General features: G+C 63.9%; 17 protein-coding genes. 1 reads left to right on the forward strand and 16 read right to left on the reverse strand.

The genetic code is table 11. From position 1 onward, the window contains the following. Positions 1–56 precede the first annotated feature (56 nt). From Q7O19_RS01670 to Q7O19_RS01730, 13 genes are all read right to left on the reverse strand, one after another. Positions 57–350, reverse strand: coding sequence for a DUF1467 family protein (locus tag Q7O19_RS01670; protein ID WP_303808272.1), 294 nt, complete (start codon positions 348–350; stop codon positions 57–59). Then, a complete protein-coding gene (locus Q7O19_RS01675; RefSeq protein WP_303808273.1) occupies positions 347–1,993 on the reverse strand; it encodes a ribonuclease J in 1,647 nt (548 codons plus the stop codon). The genes Q7O19_RS01670 and Q7O19_RS01675 overlap by 4 nt, the downstream gene beginning before the upstream one ends. Beyond that, positions 1,993–2,781: a type III pantothenate kinase gene (locus Q7O19_RS01680; RefSeq protein ID WP_303808290.1), complete on the reverse strand. Its 789-nt coding sequence runs from the start codon at positions 2,779–2,781 to the stop codon at positions 1,993–1,995. The genes Q7O19_RS01675 and Q7O19_RS01680 overlap by 1 nt, the downstream gene beginning before the upstream one ends. 13 nt (positions 2,782–2,794) lie before the next feature. Then, entirely contained in the window at positions 2,795–3,493 is a 699-nt protein-coding gene (locus tag Q7O19_RS01685; protein WP_303808274.1) for a biotin--[acetyl-CoA-carboxylase] ligase, read from the reverse strand. After that, positions 3,490–4,950 (reverse strand): NADH-quinone oxidoreductase subunit NuoN, encoded by a 1,461-nt coding sequence (gene nuoN / locus Q7O19_RS01690; protein ID WP_303808275.1) that lies wholly within the window; start codon positions 4,948–4,950, stop codon positions 3,490–3,492. The genes Q7O19_RS01685 and nuoN overlap by 4 nt, the downstream gene beginning before the upstream one ends. Further along, entirely contained in the window at positions 4,950–6,500 is a 1,551-nt protein-coding gene (locus Q7O19_RS01695; RefSeq protein ID WP_303808276.1) for an NADH-quinone oxidoreductase subunit M, read from the reverse strand. Before Q7O19_RS01695 ends, nuoN begins: the two co-directional genes overlap by 1 nt. Further along, positions 6,500–8,512, reverse strand: coding sequence for an NADH-quinone oxidoreductase subunit L (gene nuoL, locus Q7O19_RS01700; RefSeq protein ID WP_303808277.1), 2,013 nt, complete (start codon positions 8,510–8,512; stop codon positions 6,500–6,502). The genes Q7O19_RS01695 and nuoL overlap by 1 nt, the downstream gene beginning before the upstream one ends. Positions 8,513–8,514: 2 nt before the next feature. Then, a complete protein-coding gene (gene nuoK / locus Q7O19_RS01705; RefSeq protein WP_303808278.1) occupies positions 8,515–8,820 on the reverse strand; it encodes an NADH-quinone oxidoreductase subunit NuoK in 306 nt (101 codons plus the stop codon). Next, positions 8,817–9,431 (reverse strand): NADH-quinone oxidoreductase subunit J, encoded by a 615-nt coding sequence (locus tag Q7O19_RS01710; protein WP_303808279.1) that lies wholly within the window; start codon positions 9,429–9,431, stop codon positions 8,817–8,819. The genes nuoK and Q7O19_RS01710 overlap by 4 nt, the downstream gene beginning before the upstream one ends. Beyond that, the gene (gene nuoI, locus Q7O19_RS01715) at positions 9,428–9,859 is read right to left on the reverse strand and encodes an NADH-quinone oxidoreductase subunit NuoI (RefSeq protein WP_243442435.1); all 432 of its coding nucleotides are present in this window, start codon (positions 9,857–9,859) and stop codon (positions 9,428–9,430) included. The genes Q7O19_RS01710 and nuoI overlap by 4 nt, the downstream gene beginning before the upstream one ends. A 56-nt stretch (positions 9,860–9,915) precedes the next feature. Continuing rightward, positions 9,916–10,983 carry an NADH-quinone oxidoreductase subunit NuoH gene (gene nuoH, locus Q7O19_RS01720; RefSeq protein ID WP_303808280.1) on the reverse strand — a complete coding sequence of 356 codons (1,068 nt, stop codon included), beginning with the start codon at positions 10,981–10,983 and terminating at the stop codon, positions 9,916–9,918. Then, positions 10,980–12,986: an NADH-quinone oxidoreductase subunit NuoG gene (gene nuoG / locus Q7O19_RS01725; protein WP_303808281.1), complete on the reverse strand. Its 2,007-nt coding sequence runs from the start codon at positions 12,984–12,986 to the stop codon at positions 10,980–10,982. The genes nuoH and nuoG overlap by 4 nt, the downstream gene beginning before the upstream one ends. Positions 12,987–13,226: 240 nt before the next feature. After that, entirely contained in the window at positions 13,227–13,832 is a 606-nt protein-coding gene (locus Q7O19_RS01730; RefSeq protein ID WP_303808282.1) for a PEPxxWA-CTERM sorting domain-containing protein, read from the reverse strand. 120 nt (positions 13,833–13,952) lie between these two features. On the opposite strand from Q7O19_RS01730, the gene trmFO reads away from it, so the two are divergent. Further along, entirely contained in the window at positions 13,953–15,275 is a 1,323-nt protein-coding gene (gene trmFO / locus Q7O19_RS01735; RefSeq protein ID WP_303808283.1) for a methylenetetrahydrofolate--tRNA-(uracil(54)-C(5))-methyltransferase (FADH(2)-oxidizing) TrmFO, read from the forward strand. A 3-nt stretch (positions 15,276–15,278) separates the two neighbouring features. Here the strand turns inward: trmFO and Q7O19_RS01740 are convergent, their stop codons facing one another. The 3 genes from Q7O19_RS01740 to Q7O19_RS01750 all read right to left on the reverse strand — a co-directional run. Beyond that, positions 15,279–15,734, reverse strand: a complete 456-nt coding sequence (locus Q7O19_RS01740; protein ID WP_303808285.1) for a histidine kinase — start codon at positions 15,732–15,734, stop codon at positions 15,279–15,281. Between the two features lie 51 nt (positions 15,735–15,785). After that, positions 15,786–16,391: a squalene/phytoene synthase family protein gene (locus Q7O19_RS01745; RefSeq protein ID WP_303808287.1), complete on the reverse strand. Its 606-nt coding sequence runs from the start codon at positions 16,389–16,391 to the stop codon at positions 15,786–15,788. 4 nt (positions 16,392–16,395) lie between these two features. Further along, on the reverse strand, positions 16,396–16,560 hold a 165-nt coding region (locus Q7O19_RS01750; protein ID WP_369692400.1), incomplete at its 5' end, for a VOC family protein.

Consider the following 16,560-nt stretch of genomic DNA (forward strand, 5'->3'; position numbering starts at 1 on the left):
AGGATGCCCTCAAACGAACGGGTGCAGGGTCTGCGACCCTGCCCGCCGGAGGCCTCTTACCCTGCCTTCACTGGGGCGTACGGCCCGCGGGTGCGCCAGAAGGGGACGTCGTCCACGACGATCCAGCCAAATTCATAATTGGCCATGAACAGGCCGAAGATCACGCCACTGATCAGGGTGGTCCACAGCAGCTTCTTGCCGATCATCGGGTTGGATGGGGCGGAGCTGGCCTGGCCCGCGATCGGCTCGCTGCCGTCTTCTTCGGTCGTGCGCACGCCGAAGGGCAGGACGGCGAAGAGGGTGAGCGTCCAAAACAGCAGATAGATGGCCAGGGCGGATTGCGGCTTCAAAGACGCGTCACCTGCACATCCGTCACCGGTTTCTTGCCGGTCCATTCGCGGGCGACGCGGCGCACGGCAACGCGGATGGCTTCGGCATAATGTTCCGGCCGTTTCGGATCGCCCTTCGCGGCGGCCTTTTCGGCAGCTTCGGCGCATTCGGCGAGGAAGTCGTCCTTGTCTTCCTCCACCGGGACGCCGTGCGTGCTCACCTTGGGCGTGGCCGCAGGCAGGCCGTTCTTGCCAACGACGACGCTCACCGCGATCAGGCCGTAATTGGCCATGCAGCGGCGTTCGACGATGGTGGCGCCATCGGCGGGCAGGATGACATCGCCATCCAGCACCAGCCGCCCGGCCGGTTCGTGGGAGAGCAGTTTCGGGCCATCGGGCGCCAGGCGGATGGCGCTGCCATTGATCGGCACCATGGCCTTGGGCACGCCGCATTCCTTGGCCAGCTTGGCATGTTCTTCCATGTGACGACGTTCGCCATGCACGGGAATGGCGATTTCGGGCCGGATCCATTCGTACATGGCTTCCAGTTCCGGCTGACCGGGGTGGCCGGAGACGTGCACATGGGCCTGTTTTTCGGTGATGACGTCAATGCCGCGCGTGGCCAGCGCGTTCTGGACGCGGCCGATGCTGAGTTCATTGCCGGGGATCTGCTTGGAGGAATAGACGACGAGATCGCCCGGCTCAAGCCGCAGCTTGGGGTGGCTGCCTTCGGCGATGCGCGACAGCGCCGCCATTGGTTCGCCCTGCGCGCCGGTGCACAGGATCAGCACCTTGTTGCGCGGCAGGCTCATCGCCGTGTCCCAATCGATGGGTTCGGGCAGGTCTTTCAGATAGCCAGTGGCGCGGGCGACGCCGACGATGCGATCCATGGAGCGGCCGGCCAACACAAGCTCGCGACCACAGGCCTTGGCAACGGCGCCCAGCGTGCCCAGGCGCGCGGCGTTGCTGGCAAAGGTCGTCACCAGCACGCGGCCGGATTTGCGCGCCTTGACGACGCGCATCAGGCCATCGCGCACATCGGCTTCGCTGCCGGAGGCTTCGGGGTTGAAGACGTTGGTGCTATCGCCGATAAGCGCCAGGATGCCGCTGTCGCCAATGGCGGTCAGCTGGGCGGCGCTGGCCGGCGTGCCCATCTGCGGCGCATCATCCAGCTTCCAGTCGCCGGTGTGGAAGATGCGGCCATAGGGCGTATCGATGATGAGCGCATTGCCTTCGGGGATGGAGTGGGCCAGCGCGACATAGGTGAAACCGAACGGGCCGAGCTTGAGCGTGCCGCCCATCAGGATGATCTTCAGCTTCACCTCGTCCTGCAGCCCTTCTTCCTCCAGCTTTTTCGCGATCAGGCCGGCGGTGAACGGAGTGGCATAAAGCGGCACCTTCAGATCGGCCGCCAGATAGGGGATCGCGCCGATATGATCTTCATGGCCGTGGGTGAGCACGATGCCGAGCAGATCCTTGCGGCGTTCCTCGATGAAGGCGAGATCGGGCAGCACCACGTCGATGCCCGGATAGCGCGGGTCACCAAAGGTCATGCCGAGATCGACCATCACCCATTTGCCCTGGCAGCCATAGAGATTGACGTTCATGCCAATCTCGCCGGAGCCGCCCAGGGGCAGGAAAATCAACTCGTCACCAGGGGTCATTATGTGGGGTTCTTTGCGTTCAATTGGTGGAGGCGGATGAGACCCTTGATGGTCAGGTCGCCGTCAACATGGGCTATGGCAGTGGTGTGGCGTTGGAACAAGGTGGCAAGACCGCCCGTCGCAATGACGGTGACCGGGCCGACGATCTCTTGGCAAAGCCGGGTCACCAGCCCTTCGATCAGGCCGACATAGCCCCAGAACACGCCTGACTGCATGGCGTGGACGGTGCCTTTGCCGATCGTGCCGAGATTGCCCGGCGGCGGTTCGACAGCGATGCGCGGCAGCTTGGCGGCAGCCTGATAGAGCGCGTCCATCGACAGGTTGATACCCGGCGCGATGGCCCCGCCCTGATAGGCACCATCGGCTGATACCACATCGAAGGTGGTTGCGGTGCCGAAATCGACGATGATCAGGTGGCCCGGCCACAGCGCGTGGGCGGCCACCGCGTTGACCAGGCGATCGGCGCCGACTTCGGCCGGGTTGGGCAGATCGATCGCCAAGCCCAGGTTGATGGCGCCGATGGCGACCACTTCCGGTTCAACGCTGAAATATTTGCGGCACAGGCGCTGCAGATTGAACAAGGTCTGCGGCACAACGGTGGAGATGATGGCGGCATCGACGCTGCCCATGGTGACGCCTTCCAGCGCCATCAGCTGGTGCAGCCACACGGCATATTCATCCGCCGTGCGCTGGCCATCGGTGGAGATGCGCCAGCGTTGGGCGATGACATCGCCGTCGCACAGCGCGAAGACGATGTTGGTATTGCCGACATCAATGGCGAGCAGCATCAGATGGCCCTCCTCATAACGCGAAGACTTCACCGGCGTGGATGGCACGCGTGCTGCCATCGTCAAGCTGCATCAGCAGGGCGCCGTCGTCGGCGAGGCCGGTGAAAAGGCCTTCCGGACTTTCGCTGCCGAGCCGGGCGACGATGCGGGCGCCGACGCCAGCGGCGCGCGCGGTCCAAGCGGTGCGGATGGGGGCGAAGCCATGCGCGGCCCATGTCTCGCGCCAATGACTGAAGGCAGCGGCGAGTTCGTCGAGCAACGCGGCCGGCGTCGGCACCGCGAGGCCGGCGGCGGCCAGGCTGGTGGCGGGGCGTTCGGTGCCATCGGGGTGATGCGCGAGGTTGACGCCCATGCCGATCACCAGCGCTTCGCCAACGCGTTCGAGCAGGATGCCGGAGCATTTGGTGCCGTCCAGCAGCACGTCGTTGGGCCATTTGAGGGCGAAGCGGGCCGGCTGACCTGCGAGCGATGACAATGCATCATGCAAAGCGAGCGCGGCGACGAAGCTGAGTTGCTGGACCTGGCCGGTCGCCTTGACCAGCACGCTGCCCATGAAATTGCCGGCACCATCGTTCCACACCCGGCCCCGGCGGCCGCGCCCGGCAGTCTGGCGATCGGCGATCACCCAATGGCCATCGGGCAGCGCCTCGGCGCGGGCCAGCAGCCAATCGTTGGTGGAACCGACCTCTGCGAGGTGGGTGAAGCCGCTCAAGCCGGGAACAGCGCCGCGGCAGCGCGGGCGGTGGCAGCGACCAGCGGCGAGATCGCCAGCATGCCGATGGGCGAGCAGAACAGCGCACAGGCCGCGATCATGGCGCCGTTGACGCTGCTGCCCTCGCTGGCCAGCGGTACGACCGGCTCATCGAAATACATGATCTTGATGAGGCGCAGATAATAGAAGGCCGCGATCACGGAAGCGACGAAGCCGATCAGCGCCAACGCGATCAGACCGGAGGCGATGGCGGCCTGGAACACGGCGAACTTCGGCCAGAAACCCAGCAGCGGCGGGATGCCGGCGAGGCTGAACATGAAGATGGCGAGCGCGGCGGCGAGTTTCGGCTGCGTTTTCGACAGGCCGGCGAAATCGGCCATGTTTTCGACCGGGCTGCCATCGGGGCGTCGCAGTTGCAGCACGACGAGGAAGTTGCCCAAAGTCATCGCGACATAGACGGTGACATAGAACAGTAGCGCCGAAATGCCCGCCGGAGTGCCGGGCGTGAGGCCCACCAGTGCGAAGCCGATGTTGGCGATCGAGCTATAGGCCAGCAGGCGCTTGATGTTGGTTTGCGCGACGGCCGCGACCGCGCCGAGCACCATAGAGCCGATGGCGATGAAGATCAGGATCTGCTGCCAATCCGCAGCGATCTTGCCGGGGAAGGCGACGACCAGCACGCGCGCCAGCAGGCCGAGTGCGGCAGCCTTGGGCGCGGCCGAGAAGAAGGCGGCGACCGGGGTGGGGGCGCCTTCATACACGTCTGGCGTCCACATGTGGAACGGCACAGCGGAGACTTTGAAGGCCAGGCCGGAGAGGATGAAGACGATGCCGAACAGCAAACCGATGGAGCGTTCGGTCTGGCCGGAAACCACGCCGGCGATCACGTCGAGCTGGGTCGAGCCGGAGAAGCCGTAGATCAGCGTGACGCCGTAAAGCAGGATACCCGAAGCGAGCGCGCCCAGCACGAAATATTTGAGGCCGGCCTCGGCTGAGCGATCATCCTGCCGGTGGAAAGCCGCCAGCACGTAGGACGGCAGCGCGGCGAGTTCGAGGCCGACATACAGCGTGAGCAGATCATTGGCCGAGACCATGATGGTCATGCCCAGCGTCGCCAGCAGCAGCAGCACTGGATATTCGAAGCGGCCCGACCCGCTCTCGATCAGCCATGGCAGCGCCAGCAGGACCGAGGCGGCGGCAGCGGCGAGGATGATGACCTTCAGGAAGGCGGAGAAATCATCAGCGACATAAAGGCCATCGAAGGCGCGGGTGATGCCGGCGGGGGCATCGAGCAGGGTGAAACCGGCCAGCGCAAGGATGGCGACGGCGAACAAGCTGGTGACAGTTAGGGCCCTGCCCTTCGCCGAGAATGTGCCGAGCATCAGCGCAGCGAGGCTGCCGAGCGTCAGCACGGTTTCCGGGCCGGCAATGGCGATGGAGGTGAAGATCGGGTGCATCAGTGGTGGCTCTCTGCGGCGTGTGCCGGGGCCGCGATCGCGGGCAGCGCGGGCGACAGGCTCATGTCGGTCGGCACGGTGGCGAGTTGGCGGCCCTCCAGACGCGCGACGACTTCGGCAATGGCCGGCTTCATCGGAGCCTGGAAGCTTTTGGGATAAATGCCCATCCACAGTGTCGCGAGGATGATCGGGGCAAGAATGGCGATTTCGCGCGCGTCTAGATCCGGCATGGCGCGCGTGTCGTCGCCGGCGGCCTTGCCATAGGCGACGCGGGCATAGAGCCAGAGCATGTAGGCCGCACCCAGAATGATGCCGGTGGTCAACACGAAGGTGGCCCAGGTGCTGGTCTGGTACATGCCGAGCAGCACGAGGAATTCCGCGACGAAGCCCGATGTGGCCGGCAGGCCGACGCTGGCCATGGTGAAGAACAGCAGCACCAGCGCATATTTGGGCATGGTATCCGCCAGGCCGCCATAGCGCCCGATCTCGCGGGTGTGGAGGCGATCGTAGATCACGCCGACGCACAGGAACAGGGCGCCGGACACGAGGCCGTGGCTGAGCATCATCACCATGGCGCCTTCGATGCCCTGCGTGTTGAGCGCGAACAGGCCGCCGGTGACGAACGCCATGTGGGCGACGGACGAATAGGCGATGAGCTTCTTCATGTCCTGCTGCACCAGCGCGACCAGCGAGGTGTAAACGACCGCAACCATCGACAAGCCGAACACCAGCCAGATCAGTTGCGCACTGGCATCGGGGAACATCGGCAAGCTGAAGCGGATGAAGCCATAGCCGCCGAGTTTCAGCAGCACGCCGGCGAGGATGACCGAGCCAGCGGTGGGCGCTTCGACGTGGGCATCAGGCAGCCAGGTGTGCACTGGCCACATCGGCATCTTCACCGCGAACGAGGCGAAGAAGGCCAGGAACAGCCAGAACTGGGCTTCCTTGGGGAAATCGGTGCGGCTCAACACGCCGATGTCTGCCGAGCCCGCGAAATTCACCATCCAAAGCATGGCCACCAGCATCAGCACCGAGCCGAGCAGCGTGTAGAGGAAGAATTTGTAGCTGGCATAGATGCGCCGGGCGCCGCCCCAGATGCCGATGATCAGGAACATCGGGATCAGGCCGCCTTCGAAGAACAGGTAGAACAGGAACATGTCGCGCGCCGCGAACGTCCCGATCATCAGCGATTCCATCAGCAGGAACGCTGCCATATATTCCGGCACGCGCTTTTTCACCGCTACCCAACTGGCGAGGATGCACAGCGGCATCAGGAACACCGAAAGCTCGATCAGCATCAGCGCGATGCCGTCGATGCCCAGCGACCAGTTCAGGAATGGCGCGAACAGCGGCAGGTTTTCGGTGAACTGGAAGGCCGCGGTCGTCTGGTCAAACTGCGTCCACAGCCAGATGCCGAGGCCGAACTCCACCAACGTGGTGGCCAGCGCCACGACACGGGCGCGGCCGGCACGTTCGGCCTCTGCGCCGGGCAGCGTCGCCACCACCAGCGCTGCCACCACTGGCAGCAGGATCATGAAGGAAAGGATCATCAGCGCATCATCCAGGCGGCAGCGGCGGCCAAGCCGATCAGCATCACCAGTGCGTAACTATAGACATACCCGGTCTGGAAGCGCCGGGCGAGGCCGGCACCCACCACCACCATGTCGGCAGCGCCATTGGGACCGAAACGATCGATGGTCTGCTGATCACCGCGCGTCCAGAACTGGCGGCCAAGCCACTGGGCCGGCTTCACGAAGATCGCGTCATACAGCTCATCGAAGTACCATTTCCGCAAGAGGAACTGGTAGAGGCCAGGCACTTCCTTCTGCCACCAGATCGGGATCGATGGCTTGTTCAGGAACACGTGCCAGGCAAGGCCGAGGCCGAGGAAGAAGGCGACGGACGGCGTGTAGACCACCCAGGCCGGCACTTCGTGCATGGCGTGCATCAGATGTTCGCGGAAGGCGAGGCTGCCGCGCCAGAAGCCAGCGCCCTCTTCAGCACCAACGAAGCTCTCATGCCACACCCAGCCGGCCAGCAACGCGCCGGTGCCGAGCACGAACAGCGGGATCAGCATCGAAAGCGGGCTTTCGTGTGGGTGATAGCCGGCGGTGCCATCGTCATGGGCGTGATCGTGCGCGTGGGCATGATGATCGTCATGGCCGTGGCCGTGATCACCGTGCGCGGCGTGCTGGATATGCTCGGATGCAACCCAGCGCGGCTTGCCGAAGAAGGTAAGGAACACCAGCCGCCACGAATAGAAGCTGGTCAGCGCCGCCACGAATGCGCCAACGAAGAAGGCAAACATGCCGTGGCTGGTGCCGCTGGCGAAGGCCGCTTCCAGGATCGCGTCCTTTGAATAATAGCCGGCGGTGAAGAAAAAACCGGTGAGCGCCAGCGTGCCGATCGTCATCATCCAGAAGGTGATGGGGATGTGTTTCCTGAGGCCGCCATAGAAACGCATGTCCTGCTCGTGGTGCATGGCGTGGATCACCGAACCGGCACCGAGGAACAGCAGCGCCTTGAAGAAAGCGTGGGTGAACAGGTGGAACATGGCCGCGCCATAGGCACCACTGCCGGCCGCGAAGAACATGTAGCCGAGCTGCGAGCACGTGGAATAGGCAATCACCCGCTTGATGTCGTTCTGCACCATGCCCACGGTGGCGGCGAACAGCGCCGTGCAGGCGCCGATCACGCAGACGACGGCCTGCGCGGTGGGGCTGGACTCGAACATCGGCGACAGGCGGCAGACCATGAACACGCCGGCGGTCACCATGGTGGCGGCATGGATCAGCGCGGAAACCGGCGTGGGGCCTTCCATGGCGTCGGGAAGCCACGTGTGCAGGCCGAGCTGGGCGGACTTGCCCATGGCGCCGACGAACAGCAGCAAGCACAGGCAGGTCATCACGTCGACCTGGGAGCCGAGGAAGCTGAAGGTCTGCCCGCTGTGCTGCGGCACGGCGGCGAGAATGGCATCGATGGAGACGGTGCCGAACACCAGGAAGGTGCCGAAGATGCCGAGCGAAAAGCCGAAATCGCCGACGCGGTTGACGACGAACGCCTTTATGGCCGCCGCGTTGGCCGAGGGCTTGTGATACCAGAAACCGATGAGCAGATAGGAGGCGAGGCCCACCCCTTCCCAGCCGAAGAACATCTGGACGAGGTTATCGGCTGTCACCAGCATCAGCATGGCGAAAGTGAACAGCGAGAGATAGGCGAAGAAGCGGCTTTGCGACGGGTCTTCCTCCATATAGCCCCAGCTGTAGAGGTGGACGAGCGCCGAGACGCTGGTGACGACGACCAGCATGACCGCGGTGAGCGTGTCGACCTTCAGCGCCCATTTGACGGAAAGGCCGCCGCTTTCGATCCAGTCCAGCACCGGCACGGTGTAGCCGGCGGTATCGTTGAGCCAGAAACCGGTGAAAATCACCCAGGCCAGCGCCGCCGAGACAAAGAGCCCGCCAGTGGTGAGCGCCTTGGCCGCGGTGTGGCCGATGACGCGGCCGCCCAGCCCGGCGACAAGCGCCGTGAGCAGCGGCAGGAAGACGAGGATGGTGATCATCGTCAGCCCTTCATCAGATCGGCTTGATCAACCGCCACCGTGCCGCGACCCCGGAAATAGATGACCAATATGGCAAGGCCAATGGCCGCTTCGCCGGCGGCCACGGTGAGCACGAACATCGCGAAGATCTGGCCATGTACCTGGTGCAGGAAGGCCGAGAAGGCGACGAGGTTGATGTTCACTGCGAGCAGGATCAGTTCCAGCGACATCAGAATGATGATGATGTTGCGGCGATTAAGGAAGATACCGAGCACGCCCAGAACGAACAGCGCGGCCGAAACGGCGAGATAATGGGTGAGCCCGATCACAATTCCACCCCCTGGCCAAGGCCAGCCTTGCCGACGCCCAGCGTGCCCGCCGGCGTGCGCGCCACCTGCACGCCAATATCTTGCCGCCTGTTGCCGATGCGGCGGCGGTGGGTCAGCACGATGGCGCCTATCATCGACGCCAGCAGCAACAGCCCGGACATGGAGAAGACGAAGAAATAACGGGTATAAATCTGGCTGCCGATCCACTGCGTGTTGCTCATGCCTTCCGGCGAACCAGCGAGCGCTTCGTGGACGATCACGCCCTGCCCCGGCTGCCAGCCCATGGCGACCAGCAGGATTTCGGCAAGGATGACGCCCGATACGGCAAGGCCAAGCGGCAGGTTCTTCAGGGCGCCGCGCTGCAACACCTTGAAATCAATATCGAGCATCATGACGACAAACAGGAACAGCACCGCCACCGCGCCGACGTAGACGATGACCAGCAGCATCGCCAGGAACTCGGCGCCAAGCAGGATGAACAGGCCGGCAGCGTTGAAAAAGGCCAGGATTAGCCACAGCACCGAGTGCACCGGGTTCCGCGCCGTGATCACCATCAGGCCACTGGTGAGCAGCAGGCCGGCGAACAGATAGAAGGCTAAAGCGGCCATCAACGCCACTCGCTGTCTGCAGCGATGTTGCTGGCGATGGCGCGTTCCCACTTCTCGCCGTTCGCGAGCAGCTTGTTCTTGTCGTAGATCAGCTCTTCGCGGGTTTCGGTGGCGAATTCGAAGTTCGGCGTTTCGACGATGGCATCCACCGGGCAGGCTTCCTGGCACAGACCGCAATAGATGCACTTGGTCATGTCGATGTCGTACCGGGTGGTGCGGCGGCTGCCATCGATGCGCGGTTCGGCTTCGATGGTGATGGCCTGCGCCGGGCAGACGGCTTCGCACAATTTGCAGGCGATGCAGCGTTCTTCGCCGTTGGGATAACGGCGCAGCGCATGTTCGCCGCGGAAGCGCGGCGAGATGGGGCCCTTTTCGAACGGATAGTTGATCGTCACCTTGGGGCGGAAGAAATAGCGCAAGGTCAGCCACATGCCGGAGACGAACTCCAGCAGCAGCAGCGACTTGGCGGAACGGAGCAGCGCGGACATCAAAGGGCTTCCGGCGCGGCCACAAAGTGCCCTGTGAACATCAGCCAGCCCGACACCAGGATCACCCAGAACAGCGACAGCGGCAGGAAGACTTTCCAGCCCAGCCGCATCAGCTGGTCATAACGGTAGCGCGGCACAGTGGCCTTCACCCAGGCGAAGACGAAGAACATGAAGGCCATCTTCACCAGGAACCAGACGAAGCCGGGGATCAGGTAGAGCGGCGCCCAATCGAGCGGCGGCAGCCAACCACCTAGGAACAATGTGGGGATCAGCGCGCACATGAAGAGAATGTTGGCATATTCGCCGAGGAAGAAGAGCGCGAAGCTCATCGACGAATATTCGACCTGGTAGCCGGCGACGAGCTCGGAGTCGGCTTCGGGCAGATCGAACGGAGAGCGGTTAGTTTCGGCCAGCGCGGTGATGAAGAACATGATGCCCATCGGGAACAGCAGCGGATTGAAGATGTTGCCATTCAATATGCCCAGCACATTGCCCTTCTGGCTCATCACGATGTCCGACAGGTTGAGGCTCTGCGCGTACATCATCACCGAGACGAGGATGAAGCCCATTGAGACTTCGTAGGAAACCATCTGCGCCGCCGAACGCAGGCCACCGAGGAAGGCATATTTGGAGTTGGACGCCCAGCCCGACATGATGATGCCGTAAACGCCCATCGACGAAACGGCGAACACGTAAAGCAGGCCGACGTTGAGATCGGCCAGCACCAGGCCGGCATCGAACGGCATCACCGCCCACACCACCAGCGCCAGCGTGAAGCTGATCATCGGGGCGAGCAGGAACACGCCGGTCGATGCGCCCGTGGGGATGATGGTTTCCTTCAGGAACAATTTGGCGGCGTCTGCAAAAGTCTGCAGCAGGCCGAACGGGCCTACCACGTTGGGGCCGCGCCGCATCTGCATCGCTGCCCAGATCTTGCGATCGGCATAAACCGCCAACGCCACGCCCACCATCACCGGGAAGGCAATGGCGAGGATCAGCGTCAGATTGGCGAGGAACCAGCCCGGGCCTTGCCCGAACTGTTCGACGAACCAGCCAGTGTAGGTCATTCGGCAGCCTCCTGCACCGCGATGAGCGAGGAGACGCACGCGGCCATGGTGGCACTGGCGCGGGCCACCGGGTTGGTGAGGTGGTAGTTGCTGTAGGCCAGATGCAGCGCGCCCTGCACCGGGGCGGCGTTCACGGCTGGCAGGGTGCCCACACGGGCGATCAGGCCGTCGCGGGCCAGATCGGGCCAATCAGCGGCGATGCGGCGGCGCAGGGCCGACAGATCATCATAAGGCAATTTCTGGCCCAGCACGGAGGACAAGGCGCGCAGGATCGTCCAATCCTCGCGCGCGTCGCCGGGGGGCTGCGTGGCTTTCAGTGCGCGCTGCACGCGGCCTTCCATGTTCACATAGGTGCCGGGCTTTTCGGTGTAGGCGGCGGCCGGCAGGATCACATCGGCATGGCGCACGCCGTGATCGCCGTGAGTGCCGATATAGACGGTGAAGCGTCCGGACATCACGTTGACTTCGTCGGCGCCAGCCAAGAACAGCGCCTTCACGCCGGTATCGCAGAGCAGCGCATTGACGCCGCCTTCGACGGCGAGGCCCAGCCGGAGTGCACCAGCGCGGGCGGCGGCGGTGTGGACGAGGTTGAAGCCGTTCCAGCCATCCTTGACCACTCCCAGTTGTACGGCAGCGGCGCGGGCGGCGGCATAGAGGCCAGGTGTTTTCAGCGCGCCCATGCCCAGGATGATTGCCGGGCGCTGGGCCGCAGCAAAGCCAGCGACCACGTCGGCCGGCAACGCGGTCAGCAGCGCCGCATCGTCGCCAAGCTGGATGATCGGGAAACTCAGATCAGCCGCCGGGCCGATATTAAACGCCTTGGCGCCGCCCTTCTTGACCGCCTTGCGCAGCCGAACATTGAGCAGCGCGGCTTCCTGACGGGGATTAGTGCCGACAAGCAGAATGGCATCGGCCGTCTCGATACCGACCAGACCGGTATTGAAAAGCCAGTTCGCCGCTTCGCCCGTGTCGAACAGCGCACCATCCTGGCGACTTTCAATGCGGGTGGAGCCCAGCGTTGCCAAAAGATCGCGCAGCGCCACCATCTCTTCGACCGCGTTCAGATCACCCACGATGCCAGCAATTTCGTCGCCCTTCAGGCCCTTCAATCCGGCGGCGACGGCAGTGAACGCTTCGGCCCACGTCGCCTTCTGCAGCTTGCCGCCCGCCCGCACCCACGGCGTATCAAGCCGGCGTTCGGAGAGGCCATCCACGGCAAAGCGGCTCTTGTCGGCCAGCCATTCTTCATTGACGTCGTCGTTCAGGCGCGGCGTCACCCGAAGCACAGCAGCGCCGCGGCTGCCAACAACGATGTTGCTGCCAATGGCATCCATCACGTCGATCGAATCGGTCTTCTTCAGCTCCCAAGGCCGCGCCTGGAAGGCATAGGGCTTGGAGGTCAGCGCGCCGACCGGGCACAGATCAATCACGTTGCCCGACACTTCGGAAGTGACGGCCTTTTCCAGATACGACGTGATCTGCATCGATTCACCCCGGCCGATAGCGCCGATTTCCTCGACGCCGGCCACTTCCTCGGCAAAGCGCACGCAGCGGGTGCAGTGGATGCAGCGCGTCATCACCGTCTTGATGAGCGGGCCCATGTATTTCTCGGTCACCGCCCGCTTGTTCTCGTCATAGCGGCTGGCGCCCTTGCCATAGGTGAGCGACTGATCCTGCAGATCGCATTCGCCGCCCTGATCGCAGATCGGGCAATCGAGCGGGTGGTTGATGAGCAGGAATTCCATCACCCCTTCGCGGGCCTTCTTCACCTTTTCGGTGCGGGTGTGGATCACCTGGCCATCGGCGGCCGGCATGGCGCAGCTGGCCACCGGCTTGGGGGATTTTTCCATTTCTACCAGGCACATGCGGCAGTTGCCGGCGATGGACAGGCGCTCGTGGTAGCAGAAACGCGGGATTTCAGCGCCGGCCGCTTCGCAGGCCTGCAACACTGTGGCGCCGTTCGGCACCTCTACTTCGATTCCATCGACGGTCAGCTTGGGCATGGCCGTCAGCTATCCGAACGCTGGGGGGCCACAAACTGGCCGTTTGCAAAAAGCATGTCACTTTCCAGAACCGGCGGCAGTTACCCGCCGCTATCGAAGCCCGTATAGCCGGGGGGTTTCGGATTGGAAAGTCAGGATAGAGACTGTTTGTCGCAGCTTTTTTGCGGTGCGGCATCAAACTGGCAAAAAAGAGGAAGCCGGGCGCTTGTCGCACCCGGATTCGGTCCTTCTTGCGGTCGATCAGGCCGCGACGGTGCGGACAGCACCAGAGCGGCGACGGCGTGCTGCAGCGCCGACAAGACAAAAGCCGGCGATCAGCATGGCCGAGCTTTGCGGTTCAGGCACGACACCGCCCTGCGACAGATCGGTGAAGAAGAAAAACGCCCGATCATATTCGCGTGGGCCCTGCAAATCGCTGCTGTTGATCGTCAGCGTCTGGCACAGGCCGGCAGAGCTCAGGTCGCCGGGCCCGGTTTGGAAGCCGCCGAAGAAATTGCCAACGTGTGCGAAGCTGTTGTCCTGCGTGTTGCTGAGACTGCCAAACATGTTAGCACTGCCGCCCAAAACGAACATCGTGGCGGTGCTGCTCAGCATGGCGCCGTCGCCATTGGTCAGCAGACCAATCCACAACGCGCTGCCGTTGCCAACAGTCATCGGGCCGTTGGTGAAATTGATGGTGAGATCGAGCGTGTCACCAACGCCGAGCGACACAGGCGTGATCGCAACATTGATCAACAGGTTAATCTGCATCGCGTTGGCATCAAGGCTGGCCGTGATCACCGCGGCCGAAGTCGGCAACGCCGCAAGGCTCGCAACTGCCGCAACCGCAAAAAGCAAAGGCTTCATGTGATATTTCCCCGAATGTGGAAAATACCCATTACATTATTTACGGTTATTAAATAAATCATTCATCCTTGAAGCTTTCGTGACTGGAAAACCGTCCCGGCCTGCCGCATAGGCCGGGGCATGACACTCCCCATCCACATCATTGGCGGTGGCCTCGCCGGTTCCGAAGCCGCCTGGCAGATCGCGCAAGCCGGCATTCCCGTTATCCTGCATGAGATGCGCGGACCGCATGGCACCGACGCGCACAAGACCGACGGGCTGGCCGAACTCGTTTGTTCCAACAGTTTCCGCAGCGATGATCCCGACAACAACGCCGTGGGCCTGATCCACCAGGAGATGCGGGCGCTGGGCAGCATCATCATGCGCGAGGCGGACAAGGCGCGGGTGCCGGCTGGCTCTGCACTGGCAGTGGATCGCGACGTGTTTTCGGGTGGCGTGACGGCGGCGCTGGCCGCCCATCCCAACGTGACGATCGTGCGCGAGATGATCGCTGGTCTGCCGCCGGAAGACTGGGACAGCGTGATCATCGCCACCGGGCCGCTGACGGCGACGCCGCTGGCCGAAGCGATCCGCGATCTGACCGGGCAGGATGCGCTGGCGTTTTTCGACGCCATCGCGCCGGTCATCCATTTTGAATCCATCAATCTGGAAACCGCCTGGTTCCAGTCGCGCTGGGACAAGGGCGGGGCCAAGGACTACCTGAACTGCCCCATGGACAAGGAGCAGTATGAGGCCTTCATCGATGCGATGCTGGCCGCTGAAATGGCCAGCTTCAAGGAGTGGGAGGCCAACACCCCTTATTTCGACGGCTGTATGCCGATCGAGGTGATGGCCGAACATGGCCGCAACACGCCGCGCTTTGGCCCGATGAAGCCGGTGGGCCTGACCAACCCCGCCACCGGCCGCCGCGCCTGGGCCGTGGTGCAATTGCGGCAGGACAATGCCTTGGGCAGCCTGTGGAACATGGTGGGATTCCAGACCAAGATGAAGCATGCCGAACAGGTACGGGTGTTCCGCATGATTCCGGGCCTCGAAAACGCCCAATTCGCGCGGTTGGGCGGCCTGCACCGCAACACCTTCATCAAGTCGCCGGTACTGCTGGATGACACGCTGCGGCTGAAGCTGCGGCCCGGCATCCGCTTTGCCGGCCAGATCACCGGCTGCGAAGGCTATGTTGAAAGCGCGGCAGTGGGCCTGATGGCGGCGCGGTTCGCCATTGCCGAACGGCAGGGCCGCGAACCGGTGCCACCGCCGGCGACAACGGCGCTTGGTGCCCTGCTCCACCACATTACCGGCGGCGCAGAGGCTTCGACCTTCCAGCCGATGAACGTCAACTTTGGCCTGTTTCCGGCGCTGGAGACGGGCGTGAAGAAGGATCAACGCAAGCCCGCTCTAGTAACGCGGGCGCGGGCGGATCTTGCAGACTGGATGAAGGTGGCCTAAGCCTCACTCCTCACTTGGCGGCGGGCAAACGCAGGCAGCCTTGGGCTTGCGCTTCACTTCCGTGGTCGCAAACTCGCCGGGGGTGAGCGCACCATCGGCATTGCGATCGGCGCGGGTGAATTTCGTGGCGGTGGCCACGGCAAACTCCTCGAAATCCAGCCTGCCATCCCGGTTGCGGTCCGCGCGCTCAAAGTTCTTGCGGCGATTGGCAAGAAATTCGCCGCGATTGACGCTGCCATCCTTGTCCTTGTCGTTGCGGCGCAGGCGGCGGGCCTCGCGCTCGGCGTCGGACAGGGGGGAATTCGGCGCCTCCAGCGGCGCTGCGGCCGCATCTGTTGCCGGCGGATCAGCACTGGCCAAGGCGGCAGCGGGCTGGGTGACAGGCGGCGCGCGCCAGATAATCAGGCCGGCGCCCAGCAGGCCAACCAGAGCCACGACAAAGCCAAGGATGCGGCGCACTTCACTGCTCCCACCATCGCCAAGACCCTGAATGCCCAGCGATACGCTGCCTCAGCGCCCCAGTGCAACCACCTTGAACATCAACGCCTGCCGGGCCAGCGTGCCGCGCGGTTCGAGCGGGCGGCCGGCGGCGGCATGGGCGGCATCGCGTGCCTTCAATTCTACCAAGGCGCGCAGCGGGCGCAGCAGCACCGATGTGCGGTCGGGCGGACTTTGCGCCAGCGCCAGCGCTCGGCCCAAATACTCACCCTCGGCCGGATCGGCGCCGAGCAGCCGCGCGGCCAGGGTGAACAGGCGCACGCAACCACTCGCACTGCCGGCCGCATCGCCGTTCAGCCGGGCCAGCCAGCCATCTTCCAGACCAGCCAGATCCGAACCCGAAAGCCGCGGCAGCGTGCGGGCCTGCAACGCCTGCAACAGCGGCTGCGCCGGGGCAGGCTGCGTATCGAGCTCGATCAGCCGATCGCGCCACCAGGCCAGGCGGATTTCGCCCAGCAGGGGCTCTGTGGTGGTGGCAACCAGCTGCGCCAGTTCCGCGTCCAGGGCCAGCAGCGCGACCAGGCCAGGGCGGGCCGGCGCTGCCGCATAGAGGCAGGCCAGCCAACGCTCCCGGTCGCGCTGCTTCAGTTCATCGGCAATGATCGACAGTGGGTCCATTCGATCAGGCGGGCCCCACCCGGAAGGCGCACAATTTGTTGCCATCGGGATCGCGGAAATAGGCGCCGTAGAACGCCTGTGGACCGTCCTCGCCGCGCACGCCGGGCGCGCCTTCATCTCCAGCGCCGGCGGCCAGCGCGGCGGCGTGCATGGCATCGACCTTGGCTCG

Origin of the sequence: Sandarakinorhabdus limnophila DSM 17366 (assembly GCF_945882885.1) — a bacterium.
GTDB classification, from domain to species: Bacteria; Pseudomonadota; Alphaproteobacteria; order Sphingomonadales; family Sphingomonadaceae; genus Sandarakinorhabdus; species Sandarakinorhabdus limnophila_A.

Excerpts from the sequence above, each read along its gene's own strand:
- Q7O19_RS01675 (WP_303808273.1), bottom strand. The coding sequence starts at position 1,993 with ATGACCCCTGGTGACGAGTTGATTTTCCTGCCCCTGGGCGGCTCCGGC.
- Q7O19_RS01680 (WP_303808290.1), bottom strand. The coding sequence starts at position 2,781 with ATGCTGCTCGCCATTGATGTCGGCAATACCAACATCGTCTTCGCGCTG.
- nuoN (WP_303808275.1), bottom strand. The coding sequence starts at position 4,950 with ATGCACCCGATCTTCACCTCCATCGCCATTGCCGGCCCGGAAACCGTG.
- Q7O19_RS01695 (WP_303808276.1), bottom strand. The coding sequence starts at position 6,500 with ATGATCCTTTCCTTCATGATCCTGCTGCCAGTGGTGGCAGCGCTGGTG.
- nuoL (WP_303808277.1), bottom strand. The coding sequence starts at position 8,512 with ATGATCACCATCCTCGTCTTCCTGCCGCTGCTCACGGCGCTTGTCGCC.
- nuoI (WP_243442435.1), bottom strand. The coding sequence starts at position 9,859 with ATGTGGCTGACCTTGCGCTATTTCTTCCGCCCCAAGGTGACGATCAAC.
- nuoH (WP_303808280.1), bottom strand. The coding sequence starts at position 10,983 with ATGACCTACACTGGCTGGTTCGTCGAACAGTTCGGGCAAGGCCCGGGC.
- nuoG (WP_303808281.1), bottom strand. The coding sequence starts at position 12,986 with ATGCCCAAGCTGACCGTCGATGGAATCGAAGTAGAGGTGCCGAACGGC.
- Q7O19_RS01730 (WP_303808282.1), bottom strand. The coding sequence starts at position 13,832 with ATGAAGCCTTTGCTTTTTGCGGTTGCGGCAGTTGCGAGCCTTGCGGCG.
- trmFO (WP_303808283.1), top strand. The coding sequence starts at position 13,953 with ATGACACTCCCCATCCACATCATTGGCGGTGGCCTCGCCGGTTCCGAA.
- Q7O19_RS01745 (WP_303808287.1), bottom strand. The coding sequence starts at position 16,391 with ATGGACCCACTGTCGATCATTGCCGATGAACTGAAGCAGCGCGACCGG.